This window comes from Bacteroides sp., from assembly GCF_030151085.1.
In the GTDB taxonomy this organism is placed as follows: Bacteria; Bacteroidota; Bacteroidia; order Bacteroidales; family Bacteroidaceae; genus Bacteroides.
Map to the genome: position 1 here is coordinate 49,211 of NZ_JASLER010000014.1, position 17,031 is coordinate 66,241.

General features: G+C 45.3%; 13 protein-coding genes. All 13 read left to right on the plus strand.

What is annotated here, in order from left to right; all coding sequences use genetic code 11:
• Nucleotides 1-95: 95 nt before the first annotated feature.
• The 13 genes from Q1W14_RS03195 (at nt 96) to Q1W14_RS03255 (ending at nt 16,949) form a co-directional block, all read left to right on the plus strand.
• Nucleotides 96-2,099 carry a beta-L-arabinofuranosidase domain-containing protein gene (locus Q1W14_RS03195; protein ID WP_300699297.1) on the plus strand — a complete coding sequence of 668 codons (2,004 nt, stop codon included), beginning with the start codon at nt 96-98 and terminating at the stop codon, nt 2,097-2,099.
• A gap of 56 nt (nt 2,100-2,155) precedes the next feature.
• Nucleotides 2,156-3,304, plus strand: a complete 1,149-nt coding sequence (locus Q1W14_RS03200; RefSeq protein ID WP_300699219.1) for an acyltransferase family protein — start codon at nt 2,156-2,158, stop codon at nt 3,302-3,304.
• 696 nt (nt 3,305-4,000) lie between these two features.
• Nucleotides 4,001-4,468, plus strand: coding sequence for a division/cell wall cluster transcriptional repressor MraZ (gene mraZ, locus Q1W14_RS03205; protein ID WP_300699221.1), 468 nt, complete (start codon nt 4,001-4,003; stop codon nt 4,466-4,468).
• A 27-nt stretch (nt 4,469-4,495) separates the two neighbouring features.
• A complete protein-coding gene (gene rsmH, locus Q1W14_RS03210) occupies nt 4,496-5,416 on the plus strand; it encodes a 16S rRNA (cytosine(1402)-N(4))-methyltransferase RsmH (RefSeq protein ID WP_300699299.1) in 921 nt (306 codons plus the stop codon).
• 33 nt (nt 5,417-5,449) lie between these two features.
• A complete protein-coding gene (locus Q1W14_RS03215) occupies nt 5,450-5,830 on the plus strand; it encodes an FtsL-like putative cell division protein (protein WP_300699223.1) in 381 nt (126 codons plus the stop codon).
• A gap of 52 nt (nt 5,831-5,882) precedes the next feature.
• Entirely contained in the window at nt 5,883-8,021 is a 2,139-nt protein-coding gene (locus Q1W14_RS03220) for a penicillin-binding protein (RefSeq protein WP_300699301.1), read from the plus strand.
• 53 nt (nt 8,022-8,074) lie between these two features.
• Nucleotides 8,075-9,526 carry a UDP-N-acetylmuramoyl-L-alanyl-D-glutamate--2,6-diaminopimelate ligase gene (locus Q1W14_RS03225; RefSeq protein ID WP_300699225.1) on the plus strand — a complete coding sequence of 484 codons (1,452 nt, stop codon included), beginning with the start codon at nt 8,075-8,077 and terminating at the stop codon, nt 9,524-9,526.
• 74 nt (nt 9,527-9,600) lie between these two features.
• A complete protein-coding gene (gene mraY / locus Q1W14_RS03230) occupies nt 9,601-10,869 on the plus strand; it encodes a phospho-N-acetylmuramoyl-pentapeptide-transferase (protein ID WP_300699226.1) in 1,269 nt (422 codons plus the stop codon).
• A gap of 10 nt (nt 10,870-10,879) precedes the next feature.
• A complete protein-coding gene (gene murD, locus Q1W14_RS03235; RefSeq protein WP_300699228.1) occupies nt 10,880-12,214 on the plus strand; it encodes a UDP-N-acetylmuramoyl-L-alanine--D-glutamate ligase in 1,335 nt (444 codons plus the stop codon).
• A gap of 89 nt (nt 12,215-12,303) precedes the next feature.
• Nucleotides 12,304-13,596, plus strand: coding sequence for an FtsW/RodA/SpoVE family cell cycle protein (locus tag Q1W14_RS03240; RefSeq protein WP_300699230.1), 1,293 nt, complete (start codon nt 12,304-12,306; stop codon nt 13,594-13,596).
• A gap of 25 nt (nt 13,597-13,621) precedes the next feature.
• Nucleotides 13,622-14,767, plus strand: coding sequence for an undecaprenyldiphospho-muramoylpentapeptide beta-N-acetylglucosaminyltransferase (gene murG / locus Q1W14_RS03245; RefSeq protein WP_300699232.1), 1,146 nt, complete (start codon nt 13,622-13,624; stop codon nt 14,765-14,767).
• Between the two features lie 19 nt (nt 14,768-14,786).
• Nucleotides 14,787-16,178: a UDP-N-acetylmuramate--L-alanine ligase gene (gene murC / locus Q1W14_RS03250; RefSeq protein ID WP_300699234.1), complete on the plus strand. Its 1,392-nt coding sequence runs from the start codon at nt 14,787-14,789 to the stop codon at nt 16,176-16,178.
• A gap of 30 nt (nt 16,179-16,208) precedes the next feature.
• The gene (locus Q1W14_RS03255; RefSeq protein ID WP_300699236.1) at nt 16,209-16,949 is read left to right on the plus strand and encodes a cell division protein FtsQ; all 741 of its coding nucleotides are present in this window, start codon (nt 16,209-16,211) and stop codon (nt 16,947-16,949) included.
• Nucleotides 16,950-17,031: the final 82 nt, after the last annotated feature.

Consider the following 17,031-nt stretch of genomic DNA (forward strand, 5'->3'; position numbering starts at 1 on the left):
ATCTACTCTCTTTCAAAAAAGTGCTTAAATAATAGAACATGAAGAATAGTACAAGATTTAGATATATCATTGCTGCTGTTGGAATAACCGTTGCAATGACTTCTTGTGAATCAGCAGAGCAATCACACGTAACAACTGTGCCTCGCCCCGATACACAAGAACAGAACGTGAATTATGTATCGAACCGTGCACCCTTGCAACCTCTGCATTTCATCAAGCTACCTGTAGGAAGCGTGCAGCCGCTAGGATGGGTTCGCCGTTACCTCGAACTACAACGTGAAGGACTCACCGGACACTTGGGCGAAATCAGTGCCTGGTTGGAAAAGAAGAATAACGCCTGGCTCACCAACGGCGGCGACCACGGCTGGGAAGAAGTACCTTACTGGCTGAAAGGCTATGGCAACCTTGCCTACATCCTGAACGACCCCAAGATGATAGCCGAAACCCAAATATGGATAGAAGGCGCCTTTGCCAGCCGCCAGTCCGACGGCTACTTCGGTCCCGTCAACCTACGTAACGGCAAACGCGAACTATGGGCACAGATGATTATGCTATGGTGCCTACAATCTTACTACGAGCATTCGCAAGATGAACGTGTTATCAGTCTGATGACCGACTACTTTAAATGGCAAATGACCGTCCCCGATGAAGACCTGCTGAAGGATTACTGGGAAAACAGCCGTGGCGGAGACAACCTCCTGAGCATCTACTGGCTCTACAACCGCACCGGCGACAAGTTCCTGTTGGAGCTTGCCGACAAGATTCATCGCAATACCGCCGACTGGACGCAATCTACTTCCTTGCCCAACTGGCACAACGTCAACATCGCCCAATGCTTCCGCGAACCAGCTACCTACTATATGCAAACCGGAGATTCTGCCTTGCTGAATGCTTCTTATAATGTGCATAACCTGATTCGCCGCACCTTCGGGCAAGTTCCGGGCGGCATGTTCGGTGCCGATGAGAACGCCCGCCTCGGTTATATCGACCCACGACAAGGAGTAGAAACTTGCGGTATCGTCGAACAAATGGCCTCCGATGAAATCATGCTAGGCATGACGGGTGACCCCTTCTGGGCAGAACATTGCGAGGAAGTAGCCTTCAACACCTACCCTGCTGCCGTAACCTCGGACTTCAAGGCACTGCGCTACATCACAAGTCCCAACCATACCATCAGCGACTCCAAGAACCATCATCCGGGCATCGACAACCGTGGACCGTTCCTTTCAATGAACCCCTTCAGTAGCCGTTGTTGCCAGCACAATCATGCACAAGGATGGCCTTATTATGCCGAGCATCTCGTTATGGCAACGCCCGACAATGGTCTGGCAGCAGTGCTCTATGCCGCCAGCGAAACAACGGCAAAGGTAGGCAACAATCAGCAGGTAGTTTTGAAAGAAGAAACCCACTATCCATTCGACGAAAAGGTGACCTTCACCCTGCAAATGGAAAAGCCGGTCGACTTCCCCCTTTACCTGCGCATCCCCTCTTGGACTAACGGACAAGCCACGCTGAAAGTAAACGGACAATCCATGCAAATACCTGCCACCAAAGATGCGCAATACGCTTGCATCAAGCGCCAATGGCAACCGGGCGACCAAGTAGAGTTGACCCTACCCATGTCCTTCCGCATGCGTACCTGGCAGGTGAACAAGAACAGTGTAAGCGTGGACTATGGTCCTCTCACCCTCTCTCTGAAAATCAAAGAGAACTACGTGAAGCGAGACAGCCGCGAAACAGCCATTTGGGATTCCCGTTGGCAAGAAGGTTCCGACGCCAGCCAATGGCCGACAACAGAAATCTACCCCGACAGTCCGTGGAACTACGCACTGATATTACCGGACGAAGCCGATCTGAAGCAATGGAAGGTAGAGCGCAGAGCATGGCCAGCGGATAATTTTCCATTTACCACCGAATCAGTTCCTTTGGAAGTCAAGGCAGAAGGACGTAAGATAGCTTCCTGGCAATTGGACGAAACCGGTTTGTGCGGCGTACTGCCTGACGAGAATGCAGTGAAAGGTGAAAAAGAGGAGATTACATTAATCCCGATGGGAGCCGCTCACCTGCGCATTTCGGCATTCCCACGTGTAACACAATAAAATAGATTAATAGGACAATCATCACACATTAACAATTCATCAATAACACATTCATAATGAGCAACACCCTCTCTACAGACAACCGCATGGTGTGGCTGGATTTTATCCGCCTGGTAGCCATGGTCATGGTGATTGGAGTACATTGTATCGACCCCTTCTATATCTCTCCCACACTGGGAGTAATACCGGAATACAAACATTGGGCGGCCATATACGGTTCGTTCCTTCGCCCGTCAGTCCCTCTATTTGTAATGATGACGGGATTACTGTTATTACCGGTTCGCCGGCAGCCTTTAGGGACATTCTATAAGAAACGCATTTACCGCGTACTGTTCCCGTTCCTATTTTGGTCTATACTCTACAATATGTTCCCGTGGTTTACGGGTGTCTTGGGGCTTCCTAAAGAGATTATCGGCGATTTCTTCTGTTATGTACAGGGCAATGAATCCCAAAGCCTCATCGACTCCCTGAAAGATGTAGCCATGATCCCTTTTAACTTCAGTTTCAAGGAGAATCACATGTGGTACATTTATCTGCTGATAGGTCTTTACTTGTACATGCCTTTCTTCTCGGGATGGGTGGAGCAAGCCGATCGCAAGATGAAACGTACGTTTCTGATTATATGGTTCGTTTCATTGTTCTTACCTTATGCAAGCCAGTATATCAGTCACTATTTGTATGGTACCGCCACTTGGAACCAGTTCGGTACATTCTATTACTTTGCCGGTTTCAACGGGTATCTGCTGTTAGGACATTATCTCAAAGAGGGTACTGGCTGGAGTTTGGGCAAAACACTGGCTATATGTGGCATTCTCTTTGCAGTAGGCTATGCCATCACCTACCTGGGTTTTAGCGCCGCAGCAGCCAATCCTGGCGCCACAGAAGCCGACATGGAGCTGTATTTCACCTTTTGCAGCCCCAACGTCGCCATTATGACAGCAGCCGTGTTCCTGCTTCTACAACGTGTACGGATAAACAACTCTTTAGCTGTACGCTTCCTGGGCAATGTCACCAAGTACGGCTTCGGCATCTATATCGTCCATTACTTCATGGTAGGCCCTGTCTTCTTGCTGATTGAAAACTTCAACCTGCCTATACCCTTGCAAGTACCGGTAATGGCTATTCTTATTTTCATCCTCTCTTATCTATTTACATGGGGTATGTATAAGCTATTGGGCAAGTATGCTCATTGGATTATGGGATAAGTTTGGATTCTTCGTTAAATGAAGTCCATTCATTTAACATTTTGACACTTTGATTTTCCAATCGCCTCAGATTGGAAAATTTAAGTGCCAAGTATTGTGTCTATAGATTTATGCGACCCAAATATCGTAATATCCAATCATACTGAAAGATACACAAAACTATATCTCCCTAATAATTTCAAACACTCTACTTTTCCCTCCCTATGTACCTTTCTCACCGGGGAAATTCATATTCATCTACGAGAAACTATATGTTCCTCTACGAGGAAGTTAACTTCCTGTTTACTGGATATTAACTTTCCTCGTACTACAAGTTAACTTCCAGCAGACCGGACATTAACTTCCAACAACCGATTAGCGTATAAAACATGAATATTATGCAGAATAAACAAATATTCATGCTATATTCATGCGAAGAAATTTCTATTTTACCAACTTCTCTGAAACTGTGAAGATAGCATATTTCAAATTAGCATGTCGTTTTGCTCATCTATATCTATTAACCGAGAGCAATCTGTAAAATGGCACAAAGCTTCACAATCCCCCACCAGTAAAGCCTTTCAGAACATCGTTCATTATCAAACAAATAAGTAATCAACAGAGTGTTGAAAACTTCTCAGAAATATTTTTGTTAAACTTGTGGGGAATTGTGGGGAATTGTGTATTTTTACGGTCTCTTATTATAATAAGGTGATAATGATACAATTTTTGGGTAATATCGAAGCCAAGACGGACGCTAAGGGAAGAGTCTTCATCCCTGCCAGTTTCCGGAAGCAGCTACAGGCAGCTTCCGAGGAAAGGCTCGTGTTACGCAAGGATGTATTCCAGGACTGCCTGGTACTTTATCCCGAAAGTATATGGTTCAAAACACAAAACCAACTACGGCAGCGGCTGAGTAAGTGGAGTGCAAAGCAACAATCTGTTTTCCGCCAATTTGTAAGTGACGCAGAAATCATGATTCCCGACGGGAACGGACGTATTCTGTTACCCAAACGTTACCTGCAAATGGCCGGCATACAAAGCGATGTGCGATTTATCGGCATGGATAATACCATCGAGATTTGGGCTAAAGAACGTGCCGAACAACCTTTTATGAGTTCCGAAGAGTTCAGCGACGCCTTGCAGGACATACTGGGAGACGAACTTGAAGAGGTAGAAGAGTGATTAGTGATAAACGATTAGTGATGAATGATGAAAGAAGAACAGACATATCATATTCCGGTATTGTTGATGCCAAGCGTTGACGCAATGAATATCCGCCCGGATGGGACATACGTAGACGTGACGTTTGGCGGCGGCGGACATTCACGCGAGATACTCTCACGATTGGGAGACGGCGGACGCTTGCTGGGATTCGACCAGGACGAGGATGCAGAACGCAACATAGTCAACGACCCGCATTTTATATTCGTACGCAGCAACTTCCGCTATCTGCATAATTTCCTGCGTTACCACGACATCGATCAAGTGGATGCCATACTTGCCGACCTCGGTGTATCGTCCCACCACTTTGATGATAGCGAGCGTGGGTTCTCCTTCCGCTTTGACGGAGCGCTGGACATGCGCATGAACAAGCGTGCCGGTGACACCGCCGCCGATGTGGTGAATAACTATGATGAAGAACGTCTGGCAGATATCTTCTACCTGTACGGCGAACTGAAGAACAGCCGCAAGCTGGCATCTGTCATCGTAAAAGCTCGTGCAACGCAGAAGATCAGCACTATCAATGAGTTCTTGGAAATTATCAAGCCACTCTTCGGCCGCGAACGCGAAAAGAAAGAGTTGGCAAAAGTCTTCCAGGCACTGCGCATCGAAGTAAACCAAGAGATGGAAGCACTGAAAGAGATGCTATACGCAGCAACTGAAGCATTGAAACCGGATGGCCGACTGGTAGTGATAACCTATCACTCCTTGGAAGACCGTATGGTGAAGAACATGATGAAGACGGGCAACATAGAAGGTAAAGCCGAAAAAGATTTCTTCGGCAATGTACTGACGCCTTTCAGGTTGGTGAACAACAAAGTAATCATACCGGACGAAGCAGAAATAGAACGGAATCCGCGCTCGCGCAGCGCCAAGCTGAGAATTGCGGAGAAAGTGGTGAGAGAGTGAAAAGGTGATAAAGTGATAGGGTGATTAAGAGTTATGAGTGATATGGAAACTGAAAAGAAACAGGAAGAAAAGAAAACCGAAAAGATAAAGAAGCGCACCGCATGGAAGAACATCATCGGTGGCGATATACTGGCTACGGACTTCTTCCGCCGTCAGACGAAACTGATCGTTCTTATTATGGTGCTGGTTCTGTTCTACGTCCATAACCGGTACGCTTGCCAGCAGCAGATGATCGATATCGACAAACTCAAAAAAGACCTGATAGACATCAAATATGATGCTCTGACCCGAAGTTCGGAGTTAATGGAACGAAGCCGCCAATCGCGTATTGAGGAATATATTGCCACAAAAGAAAGCGATTTGCAGACCTCAACCAATCCGCCGTATCTGATTAAAGATAAAGAAGAAAAATAATTGTTGAATCGTTAATTGTTAGATAACTTTGGCTGTAAATAAGAAAAACATAATGACCCGTTACTTCTTCGTCGTCCTACTCATGGGACTGGCGGGAATAGCTGTTGTCATAAAAGGCGCTGTAATTATGTTTGCCGAACGACAATACTGGCATGAAGTAGCCGATCGATTCGTTAAAGAGAATGTAACGGTAAAACCAAACCGTGGTAACATTCTTTCATCAGACGGTAAACTGATGGCAAGTTCACTACCCGAATATAAAATATTCATGGACTTTATGTCCGGCGAGAGAGATGAAGAACGCCGCCTGAAAGACCAGCATCGCAAAGATTCTATCTGGAAAGCCAATATAGATTCTATCTGCATCGGGTTGCATCAGATTTTCCCTGACATCAGTGAAAGAACTTTCAAAGACCACTTGAAGAAGGGGCGTAGTATGCAGAGCCGCAACTACAACATTCTGCCCAACCGCAACAGACGCATCTCATACATTCAGTATAAAGAAGCGAGACGGTTACCCGTATTTAAGATGAATAAATACAAAGGCGGTTTCCACGAACAGATATATAATCAACGCAAGAAGCCATTCGGTTCATTAGCCGCCCAGACCTTAGGCAGACTTTATGCCGATACAGCCATGGGAGCCCGTAACGGTATTGAACTGGCTTTCGACACCTTATTGAAAGGGCGTGACGGTATCACCCATCGCCAAAAGGTGATGAATAAGTACCTGAACATCGTAGACCTTCCCCCTGTAGACGGATGCGATATTATCTCCACAATAGATGTCGGCATGCAGGATATCTGCGAAAAAGCATTGGTAGACCAGCTTAAAGAGCTTAATGCGACCGTAGGCGTAGCCATTTTGATGGAAGTTGCCAGCGGAGAAGTGAAAGCGATTGTCAACATGTCCAAAGCCAATGATGGAAATTACTATGAAATGAATAGTAATGGAATCAGTGACATGATGGAACCGGGATCGACTTTCAAAACCGCCTCTATCATGGTAGCTCTTGAAGATGGGAAAATAACTCCGGACACCGAAGTAGATACCGGCAATGGTATCATGAACATGTACGGTAGCAAGATGAAAGATCACAACTGGCACCGGGGTGGTTACGGCAGAATCAACGTTACCCGTATTCTGGAAGTCTCTTCCAATGTAGGCGTCTCTTCGCTCATCGACAAGCATTACAAAGACAATCCGCAGAAGTTTGTAGATGGATTAAGACGCATGAGCATCGACCAACCACTCCATTTGCAAATACCCGGAGAAGGAAAGCCCAACATCAAGGGTCCCAAAGAACGTTATTTTGCCAAAACGACTTTACCTTGGATGAGTATCGGCTATGAGACTCAGGTACCTCCGATGAATATCCTGACCTTCTATAACGCAATTGCCAATAACGGAACGATGGTTCGCCCGAAGTTCGTAAGATCTGCGGTAAAAGACGGTGAAGTAGTCAGAGAATATCCGACGGAAGTTATCAACCCAAAGATATGCTCCGACCGCACACTGACTCAAATCCGTGAGATTCTGCACAAAGTCGTATCAGAAGGATTAGCCAAACCTGCCGGAAGCAAACAATTCTCCGTATCGGGAAAAACGGGTACGGCACAAGTTTCGCAAGGAGCAGCCGGTTACAAATCGGGACGCGTAAATTACCTTGTAAGTTTTTGCGGTTACTTCCCATCCGAAGCGCCGAAATATAGTTGCATCGTCTCTATACAAAAGCCCGGTCTTCCGGCTTCAGGTGGTTTGATGGCAGGTAGCGTATTCGGTAAGATTGCCGAAAGAGTTTATGCAAAGAACCTGAGTTTCGATATGCGTAATGCCATAGACAGCACTACCAACGTAATTCCTGTGGTAAAAACAGGAGAAATGAACGAAGTGCTTTGTGTACTGAATGGTTTGAACGTTCCCGTACAGAAGCAATTCACCGAGCAAAAGCGGAAAATGTTATGGGGACATCCCCAAGCTGCACCCGCCGCTGTGATACTACAAGGACAAGAATCGACATCAAGCAGCGTGCCCAATGTGATTGGCATGGGAGCGAAAGATGCTGTTTACTTGCTTGAGAGCAAAGGGTTACGGGTAAGACTTAGTGGTGTAGGACAAGTTAAAAGCCAATCTATACCAAGTGGCAACCGGATCGTAAAAGGTCAGACCGTTGCTTTGACACTTAAATAAAAGGAGTTGAACCTTTACTAAAGAAAAAGTATACATTATATATATAATAAGGTATGAAGTTAAGTGAATTATTGAAAGAGATACAGCCGGCACAGATCACCGGAAGTACAGATATAGAGATCACCGGAGTTAATATTGACTCCCGTTTGATAGCGCCGGGACATTTGTTCATGGCCATGCGCGGTACGCAGACCGATGGGCATGCCTATATTTCTGCTGCCATTGAAAAAGGCGCCGTTGCCGTGCTATGCGAAGATATGCCTGAAGAGCCCAAAGCCGGGGTTACTTACATCCTGGTGAATGATAGTGAAGATGCTGTGGGCAAAGTCGCTACCATCTTTTATGGCGATCCCACTTCTAAAATGGAACTTGTAGGCGTTACCGGAACCAACGGAAAAACAACTATCGCCACCTTATTATATGATACATTCCGTTATTTCGGTTATAAAGTAGGTTTGATCTCTACTGTATGCAACTACATCGACGACCAACCCGTACCAACCGAACATACGACTCCCGACCCGATCACCCTGAACCGTTTACTGGGAGAGATGGCCGATTCGGGTTGCAAATACGCTTTTATGGAAGTCAGTTCGCACTCCATCGCCCAAAAGCGTATCAGCGGATTGAAGTTTGCAGGGGGTATCTTCACCAACCTGACACGCGACCATCTGGACTATCATAAGACCGTTGAGAACTATCTCAAAGCCAAGAAGAAATTCTTCGATGATATGCCCAAGAGTGCATTCAGCCTTACCAACCTCGACGACAAGAACGGATTGGTAATGACGCAAAACACACGGTCAAAGGTTTATACCTACTCTTTACGTAGTCTCTGCGATTTCAAAGGGAAAGTATTGGAATCTCATTTCGAAGGCATGTTGCTTGATTTCAACAATCACGAACTGGCAGTCTCATTTATCGGTCGTTTTAATGCTTCCAACCTGCTGGCAGTATTTGGTGCAGCCGTATTATTAAGTAAGAAAGAAGAAGATGTACTCGTTGCTCTCAGCACGCTTCATCCGGTAGCCGGGCGTTTTGATGCTATTCGTTCGCCCAAAGGTTTCACCGCCATAGTGGATTATGCCCATACTCCGGATGCATTGGTCAATGTACTGAATGCCATTCACGGAGTGCTTGAAGGTAAAGGCAAAGTCATCACTGTAGTCGGTGCCGGTGGTAATCGTGACAAAGGTAAGCGTCCCATCATGGCAAAAGAAGCTGCCAAAGCCAGCGACCGTGTTATCATCACCTCCGACAATCCCCGCTTTGAAGAGCCGCAAGACATCATCAACGATATGCTTGCCGGACTCGATAAGGACGATATGCAAAAGACCATCAGCATCATCGACCGTAGAGAAGCCATCAAAACAGCCTGCATGTTTGCACAGCCGGGTGATGTCATTCTCGTTGCCGGTAAGGGACATGAAAATTATCAAGAGATCAAAGGAGTGAAACATCACTTCGACGATAAAGAAGAGATAAAGAAAGTGATTAGTGATTAATGATTTGCTTGTTCCTAGGCATCAACAAATCACCAAAGCTAATAACAAATAACTAATAACTAATCACTATAAAGATGTTATATTACTTATTCCAATGGTTGCAGAAGTTCGACATTCCCGGTGCGGGTATGTTTAGCTATACATCATTCCGGGCATTGATCGCTATCATTCTGTCGTTATTGATTTCCAGTATATGGGGTGATAAATTTATCAATCTACTGAAACGGAAACAGATCACCGAGACACAACGTGATGCCAGTATTGACCCGTTTGGAGTGAACAAGGTGGGCGTACCGAGCATGGGTGGTGTTATTATTATAGTTGCAATTCTCATTCCTTGCCTGCTGCTGGGCAAGTTGGGCAACATTTATATGATATTGATGTTGATTACCACTGTTTGGCTGGGCTCATTAGGGTTTGCCGATGACTACATCAAGATATTCAAGAAAGATAAAGAAGGCTTGCACGGAAAGTTCAAGGTGATTGGACAAGTAGGTCTGGGACTTATCGTAGGTCTCACACTGTACCTCAGTCCTCAAGTTGTGATTCGGGAGAACTTCGAAGTACAGAAACCCGGTCAGGGAATAGAAGTTGTACATGCTGCGAAAGAAATCAAAGCCACCCAAACCACTATTCCTTTCTTTAAGAGTAATAACTTAGACTACTCCGACTTGGTTTCTTTCATGGGAGAGCATTCACAAGCTGCGGGTTGGATATTGTTTGTCATTGTAACCATCTTCGTTGTAACTGCCGTATCTAACGGTGCCAATCTGAACGACGGTATGGATGGTATGGCGGCGGGAAACTCTGCCATCATAGGGTTAACGTTAGGAATACTGGCCTACGTATCGAGTCACATTGAGTATGCCGGTTATCTGAACATTATGTATATTCCGGGATCGGAAGAATTAGTAATCTTTATCTGCGCCTTCATTGGTGCTCTTATCGGTTTCTTATGGTATAACGCCTACCCTGCCCAAGTATTCATGGGTGACACGGGTAGTTTGACCATCGGTGGTATTATCGCAGTATTTGCCATCATCATCCATAAAGAGTTATTGATACCCATTTTATGCGGTATATTCCTCGTGGAGAATCTGTCCGTCATTTTGCAACGATTCTATTATAAGATAGGAAAGCGGAAAGGTGTGAAACAGCGTCTTTTTAAACGTACACCGATACACGACCACTTCCGTACTTCAATGAATTTGATTGAACCGGGTTGTAATGTTGTGTTTACCAAACCTACACAGCTGTTCCACGAATCAAAGATTACCGTCCGTTTCTGGATTGTAACTATTGTACTGGCAGCGATAACGATTATAACATTGAAGATTAGATAAGATTAGATATATGAGTAAAATTGTAGTATTAGGAGCTGGCGAAAGCGGTGCAGGTGCTGCCGTACTCGCCAAGGTAAAAGGTTTCGACACGTTCGTTTCCGACATGTCCGCCATTAAAGACAAATACAAAGAACTGCTGAATAAGTATGAGATTGCCTGGGAAGAAGGACAACATACCGAAGAGCTGATACTGAATGCTGATGAGGTTGTGAAAAGTCCCGGTATTCCTAACGATGCTCCACTTATTCTGAAACTGAAAGAACAAGGCACACCTATCATTTCCGAAATAGAATTTGCCGGACGTTACACGGATGCCAAAATGATTTGTATCACCGGATCTAATGGCAAAACCACTACTACTTCGCTCATTTATCACATTTTCAAGAGTGCAGATCTAAATGTAGGACTGGCAGGTAATATAGGCAACAGCCTTGCTTTACAAGTAGCTACGGAACATCATGACTATTATATCATCGAACTGAGTTCTTTCCAGTTGGACAACATGTACAATTTCCGCGCCAATATAGCCGTACTGATGAATATCACCCCCGATCATCTGGACCGTTACGATCATTGTATGCAAAACTATGTAGATGCAAAGTTCCGCATTACGCAGAACCAGACCCCGGAAGATGCATTTATCTACTGGAACGACGACCCTATCATCAAGCGTGAACTTGCCAAACATGGTCTGAAAGCTCATCTTTATCCATTTGCAGCCGTAAAAGAAGATGGCGTCATAGCATACGTACAAGACGGTGAAGTAGAAATCGACGCACCGATAGCTTTCAATATGGAGCAAGAGGAACTGGCGTTACATGGTACTCACAACTTATATAACTCCTTGGCTGCCGGCATTTCAGCAAACCTTGCAGGCATCAAGAAAGAAGATATTCGCAAAGCCTTGTCGGACTTCAAAGGCGTAGAGCACCGACTGGAAAAAGTTGCCACCGTCCGCGGTATACATTTTATCAATGACTCTAAAGCAACGAATGTAAATTCCTGCTGGTATGCTTTGCAAAGCATGACTACCAAGACGGTATTGATTCTCGGCGGTAAAGACAAAGGCAACGACTATACGGAAATCGAAGACCTCGTACGTGAAAAGTGTTCAGCCTTGGTATACTTGGGATTACACAACGAAAAGTTACACGACTTTTTCGATCGTATGGGATTACCTGTTGCCGATGTGCAAACTGGAATGAAAGATGCAGTAGAAGCTGCCTTCAAACTAGCTCAAAAAGGTGAAACAGTATTGCTCAGCCCATGTTGTGCTAGCTTCGACCTTTTTAAAAGCTATGAAGACCGTGGCGATCAGTTCAAGAAATATGTAAGAGAGTTATAAGGGTGATAAAGTGATAAGGATGATAAGGTGATAGAGTAATATCACATTACCACTTAATCACATTACCACATTACCACATTGATTGATTTATGGATTTATTAAAAAGCATATTCAAAGGGGATAAGGTTATTTGGATCATCTTCCTCGTCCTTTGTCTCATTTCGATCATCGAAGTGTTCAGTGCATCCAGTACGCTGACCTACAAGAGTGGTGATCATTGGGGACCGATTACACAGCATAGCATCTTCCTTATGGTAGGTGCGATTGTTGTTGTATTTTTCCATAATATACCCTACAAATGGTTTCAGGTATTTCCCGTTTTCCTGTTACCGACCTCTGCCGTATTGCTTGTAGTGGTAATGTTTATGGCACGTGTCAATGATGCGGCACGTTTCATCCCTGTTTTAGGCTTCCAGTTCCAACCTTCGGAGGTCGCTAAGATGGCTGTTATCATTGTCACAGCATTTATTCTGAGCAAAGGACAGGACGAAGATGGCGCAAGTCCGAAAGCATTCAAGCGAATTATGATAATCACAGCTGTGATCTGCGGACTTATCTTGCCGGAAAACTTCTCAACAGCCGCTTTATTGTTCGGAGTCGTTTTCCTGATGATGTTTATCGGACGCATTGCAATGAAGAAATTGTTGATACTGACAGGAGGCTTGATAGGTATAGTCATCATTGCTGTTGCCTTGCTTGAACTAACTAAAGACATTGACCTTCCTGCTACGCACCGTTTTGATACTTGGCGTGCCCGTATTGAAAAGTTCGCCAAAAGCGAGAATATTCCTGCCGCTAAGTTCGACATTGACCGCGATGCTCAAGTAGGACATGCCCGTATTGCAGTAGCTACCAGCCATGTTATTGGTAGAGGTCCCGGTAACTCGGTACAACGCGACTTCCTGAGTCAGGCATATTCCGACTTTATCTTCGCTATCGTGATAGAAGAATTAGGTTTGATAGGAGGAGCCGTAGTGGTCTTCCTCTACATCTGCTTGCTGGTACGTGCCGGACGTATCGCAAAGAAATGCGAACGTACCTTCCCGGCCTTCCTGGTTATCGGCATTGCTCTGCTACTTGTTTCGCAGGCAATGTTTAATATGATGGTTGCTGTAGGATTGGCACCTGTTACCGGTCAGCCATTGCCTCTAATCAGCCGTGGCGGTACTTCGACACTCATCAATTGTGTATATATCGGCATGATATTGAGTGTGAGCCGATATACAGCAAAGGTGGAAGAACAAAAGATGCACGATGAGCAGATACCGTTGCTGGTAGATGCTACAAATCCCGGAAATCCGGAGCAACCGGCAGCTAGTGATGCTCAGACGGCGGAAGACCCATCGGCAAAAGCATTTAATAGCGACGCTGAATTTGAGTAAATTGAGAATTAAAACTGAGAAACAAATGAATAACAAACCACGCATTATCATCAGCGGAGGAGGTACCGGAGGACATATATTCCCGGCAGTTTCCATCGCCAACGCTATAAAAGAGTTGTGCCCCGACGCAGAAATCCTTTTTGTCGGTGCTGAAGGAAGAATGGAGATGCAACGCGTACCCGACGCAGGGTATCAGATCATCGGTTTACCCATTGCCGGATTTGACCGCAAGCATCTGTGGAAGAATATCGCCGTACTCGTAAAGCTGGCACGTAGCCAGTGGAAGGCAAGAAGCATTATCAAGAAGTTCAATCCACAAGTAGCGGTAGGTGTTGGTGGCTATGCCAGTGGTCCCACGTTGAAGACTGCCGGCATGATGGGTGTCCCAACTTTAATACAGGAACAAAATTCATACGCCGGTGTGACCAATAAGCTGCTTGCCCAAAAAGCATACAAGATCTGTGTAGCATACGAAGGTATGGAGAAGTTCTTCCCGGCAGAAAAAATTATCATGACAGGGAATCCGGTACGCCAGAACTTACTCGGACATTCCATTTCACACGAAGAAGCTACGGAAAGTTTCGGACTAAACCCGACGAAGAAGACCATTCTCATCTTAGGCGGTAGCCTCGGTGCCCGTACCATCAATGAGACATTGATTGACGGACTGGATGTCATTCGCGCCAATCCTAACGTACAATTCATCTGGCAGACGGGAAAGATTTATATCGAACAAATCAGAGAAGCAATCACTGCCGTTACAGGAGAACCTGTGCGCCACCCACATATCAATGCCATTCCTAACTTATATGTAACGGATTTCATCAAAGATATGGCGAGTGCTTACGCTGCTGCCGATCTGGTTATTTCACGTGCAGGTGCCGGCTCTATCTCCGAGTTCTGTTTGTTGCATAAACCCGTCATACTGATTCCCTCGCCCAATGTGGCCGAAGATCACCAAACAAAGAATGCACTGGCATTGGTTAATAAAGACGCCGCCATCTATGTAAAAGATGTAGATGCAAAAGATAAGCTATTACCGGTAGCCATGGAAACTATAGCCGATGCTGAAAAGCTGGAAAGCCTAAGTGAGAATATTGCTAAACTGGCATTGCCCGATTCGGCAACCATTATAGCGAAAGAGGTATTGAAACTAATAAAAAAGGGATAGAACGCAAATTATATATAGAATGAAAGACTTAGAAACAATCAAATCCGTATATTTCGTCGGTGCCGGTGGCATCGGTATGAGTGCCTTGATACGCTACTTCCTCTCTAAAGGGAAAGTGGTGGCAGGCTACGACCGTACTCCGAGTGAATTGACCGAACGCCTGATTACGGAAGGTGCACAAATACATTACGAAGAAGACATCAATCTCATTCCTGATAGCTGCAAAGATAAAGCTACGACTTTGGTAGTTTATACTCCTGCCGTTCCTCAGGAACATGCCGAACTGGTTTATTTCCGTGAAAATGGATTCGAAATACATAAACGTTCCCAAGTATTAGGTATCATTACTCGTAGCAGCAAAGGTCTGTGTGTGGCCGGAACTCACGGCAAAACCACAACCAGCACCATGGCTGCCCATTTGTTACATCAGTCACATGTAGAGTGTACCGCTTTCCTTGGCGGTATCTCAAAGAATTACGGCACTAACCTGTTACTCTCTTCAACCAGTCCGTACACAGTTATTGAAGCAGATGAGTTCGACCGTTCATTCCATTGGTTGTCTCCCTGGTTGAGTGTCGTCACTGCCACCGACCCCGACCACTTGGATATCTACGGAACCGAAGAAGCTTATTTGGAGAGTTTCCGCCATTATACCACGCTCATCCAGCCGAGTGGTGCCTTGATTATCCGCAAAGGAATCAGTTTGCAACCGGACGTACAACCCGGAGTAAAAGTATATACTTATTCTAAAGACGAAGGTGACTTCCACGCTGAGAATATCCGCATAGGTAATGGCGAAATCTTTATTGACTTCATTGCTCCTGATACCCGCATCAATGATATTCAGCTGGGTGTACCCGTCAGCATCAACATCGAGAATGGCGTTGCAGCTATGGCCCTCGCCCACCTGAGCGGTGCTACCGATGAAGAAATCAAGCGAGGCATGGCAAGTTTCCATGGGGTAGACCGCCGTTTCGACTTCAAGTTGAAGACGGATAAGATAGTATTCCTTAGCGACTATGCCCACCATCCGGCGGAAATAGCACAAAGCGTGAAGTCCATCCGTGAGTTATATCAGGACAAGAAGATTACTGCTATCTTCCAACCTCATCTATACACACGTACCCGCGACTTTTACAAAGATTTTGCAGATAGCCTCTCCTTGCTGGATGAAGTGATTCTGACAGAGATATATCCGGCACGCGAGCAACCGATTCCCGGTGTAACCAGCGAGTTGATTTATAACAACCTGCGTCCGGGCATCGAGAAATGTATCTGCAAGAAAGAAGACGTTTTAAACCTTCTCTCACAAAAGTCCATCGAAGTACTGATTGTATTGGGTGCAGGAGACTTGGACAATTATGTGCCTTCCATAACCCGATTGCTTGAACAGCACTATCTCAAATCGTAAATTGTAAATCGTAAAATTGTAAATAACCCCATGATTAAAAGGATTCTACTATCCCTCGTTATGTTGCTCGTCATTGCCTACCTGGTCGTAGCAGTCACCGCTTTCAACCGGAAGCCGGATACCCAGGTGTGTCATGATTTAGAGCTAATCATAAAAGATACGGTATATGCCGGTTTCATCACGAAAAAGGAAGTAGCTACCTTATTGGAAACTAAAGGCATCAACCCTGTAGGCAAGAAGATGGAGCGTATCCGCACCAAGACTTTGGAAAAGGAACTCTCCAAGCATCCGCTTATCGACCAAGTGGAATGCTATAAGACTCCCAGTGGTAAAGTTCGCATGGAAGTAACTCAGCGTATTCCTATTCTGCGAGTAATGAGTGCCAATGGCGATAATTACTATCTTGACAACAAAGGTACCGTGATGCCACCCGATGCAAAATGCGTTGCACACCTTGCCATTGTTACCGGAAATGTAGAAAAGTCGTTTGCCATGAGGGATTTATATAAGTTTGGTGTATTTTTGCAGAGTAATCCATTTTGGGATGCACAAATTGAACAAATCCACGTATTGTCCGGCAAGAATGTAGAGCTGGTACCCCGGGTTGGCGATCACATCATCTACCTCGGCAAACTGGATGGATATGAAAAGAAACTCGAACGGGTTAAAATGTTCTATGAGAAAGCATTGAACCGGGTTGGCTGGAACAAATACTCCCGTATCAACGTTGAATTTGGCAACCAGATTATTTGTACGAAGAGAGAACAATGAGATGTACGATTGGACAATGTACGATTTACGATTAGAGTTAGTCTCATTCGTCAATGATGCACAGAGTAATTTCAATCGTAAA

Coding starts and splice junctions, on each gene's coding strand:
- murG (WP_300699232.1), top strand. CDS start 13,622: ATGAATAACAAACCACGCATTATCATCAGCGGAGGAGGTACCGGAGGA.
- Q1W14_RS03255 (WP_300699236.1), top strand. CDS start 16,209: ATGATTAAAAGGATTCTACTATCCCTCGTTATGTTGCTCGTCATTGCC.
- rsmH (WP_300699299.1), top strand. CDS start 4,496: ATGAAAGAAGAACAGACATATCATATTCCGGTATTGTTGATGCCAAGC.
- Q1W14_RS03215 (WP_300699223.1), top strand. CDS start 5,450: ATGAGTGATATGGAAACTGAAAAGAAACAGGAAGAAAAGAAAACCGAA.
- Q1W14_RS03220 (WP_300699301.1), top strand. CDS start 5,883: ATGACCCGTTACTTCTTCGTCGTCCTACTCATGGGACTGGCGGGAATA.
- murC (WP_300699234.1), top strand. CDS start 14,787: ATGAAAGACTTAGAAACAATCAAATCCGTATATTTCGTCGGTGCCGGT.
- Q1W14_RS03240 (WP_300699230.1), top strand. CDS start 12,304: ATGGATTTATTAAAAAGCATATTCAAAGGGGATAAGGTTATTTGGATC.
- murD (WP_300699228.1), top strand. CDS start 10,880: ATGAGTAAAATTGTAGTATTAGGAGCTGGCGAAAGCGGTGCAGGTGCT.
- mraZ (WP_300699221.1), top strand. CDS start 4,001: ATGATACAATTTTTGGGTAATATCGAAGCCAAGACGGACGCTAAGGGA.
- Q1W14_RS03225 (WP_300699225.1), top strand. CDS start 8,075: ATGAAGTTAAGTGAATTATTGAAAGAGATACAGCCGGCACAGATCACC.
- Q1W14_RS03200 (WP_300699219.1), top strand. CDS start 2,156: ATGAGCAACACCCTCTCTACAGACAACCGCATGGTGTGGCTGGATTTT.
- Q1W14_RS03195 (WP_300699297.1), top strand. CDS start 96: ATGACTTCTTGTGAATCAGCAGAGCAATCACACGTAACAACTGTGCCT.
- mraY (WP_300699226.1), top strand. CDS start 9,601: ATGTTATATTACTTATTCCAATGGTTGCAGAAGTTCGACATTCCCGGT.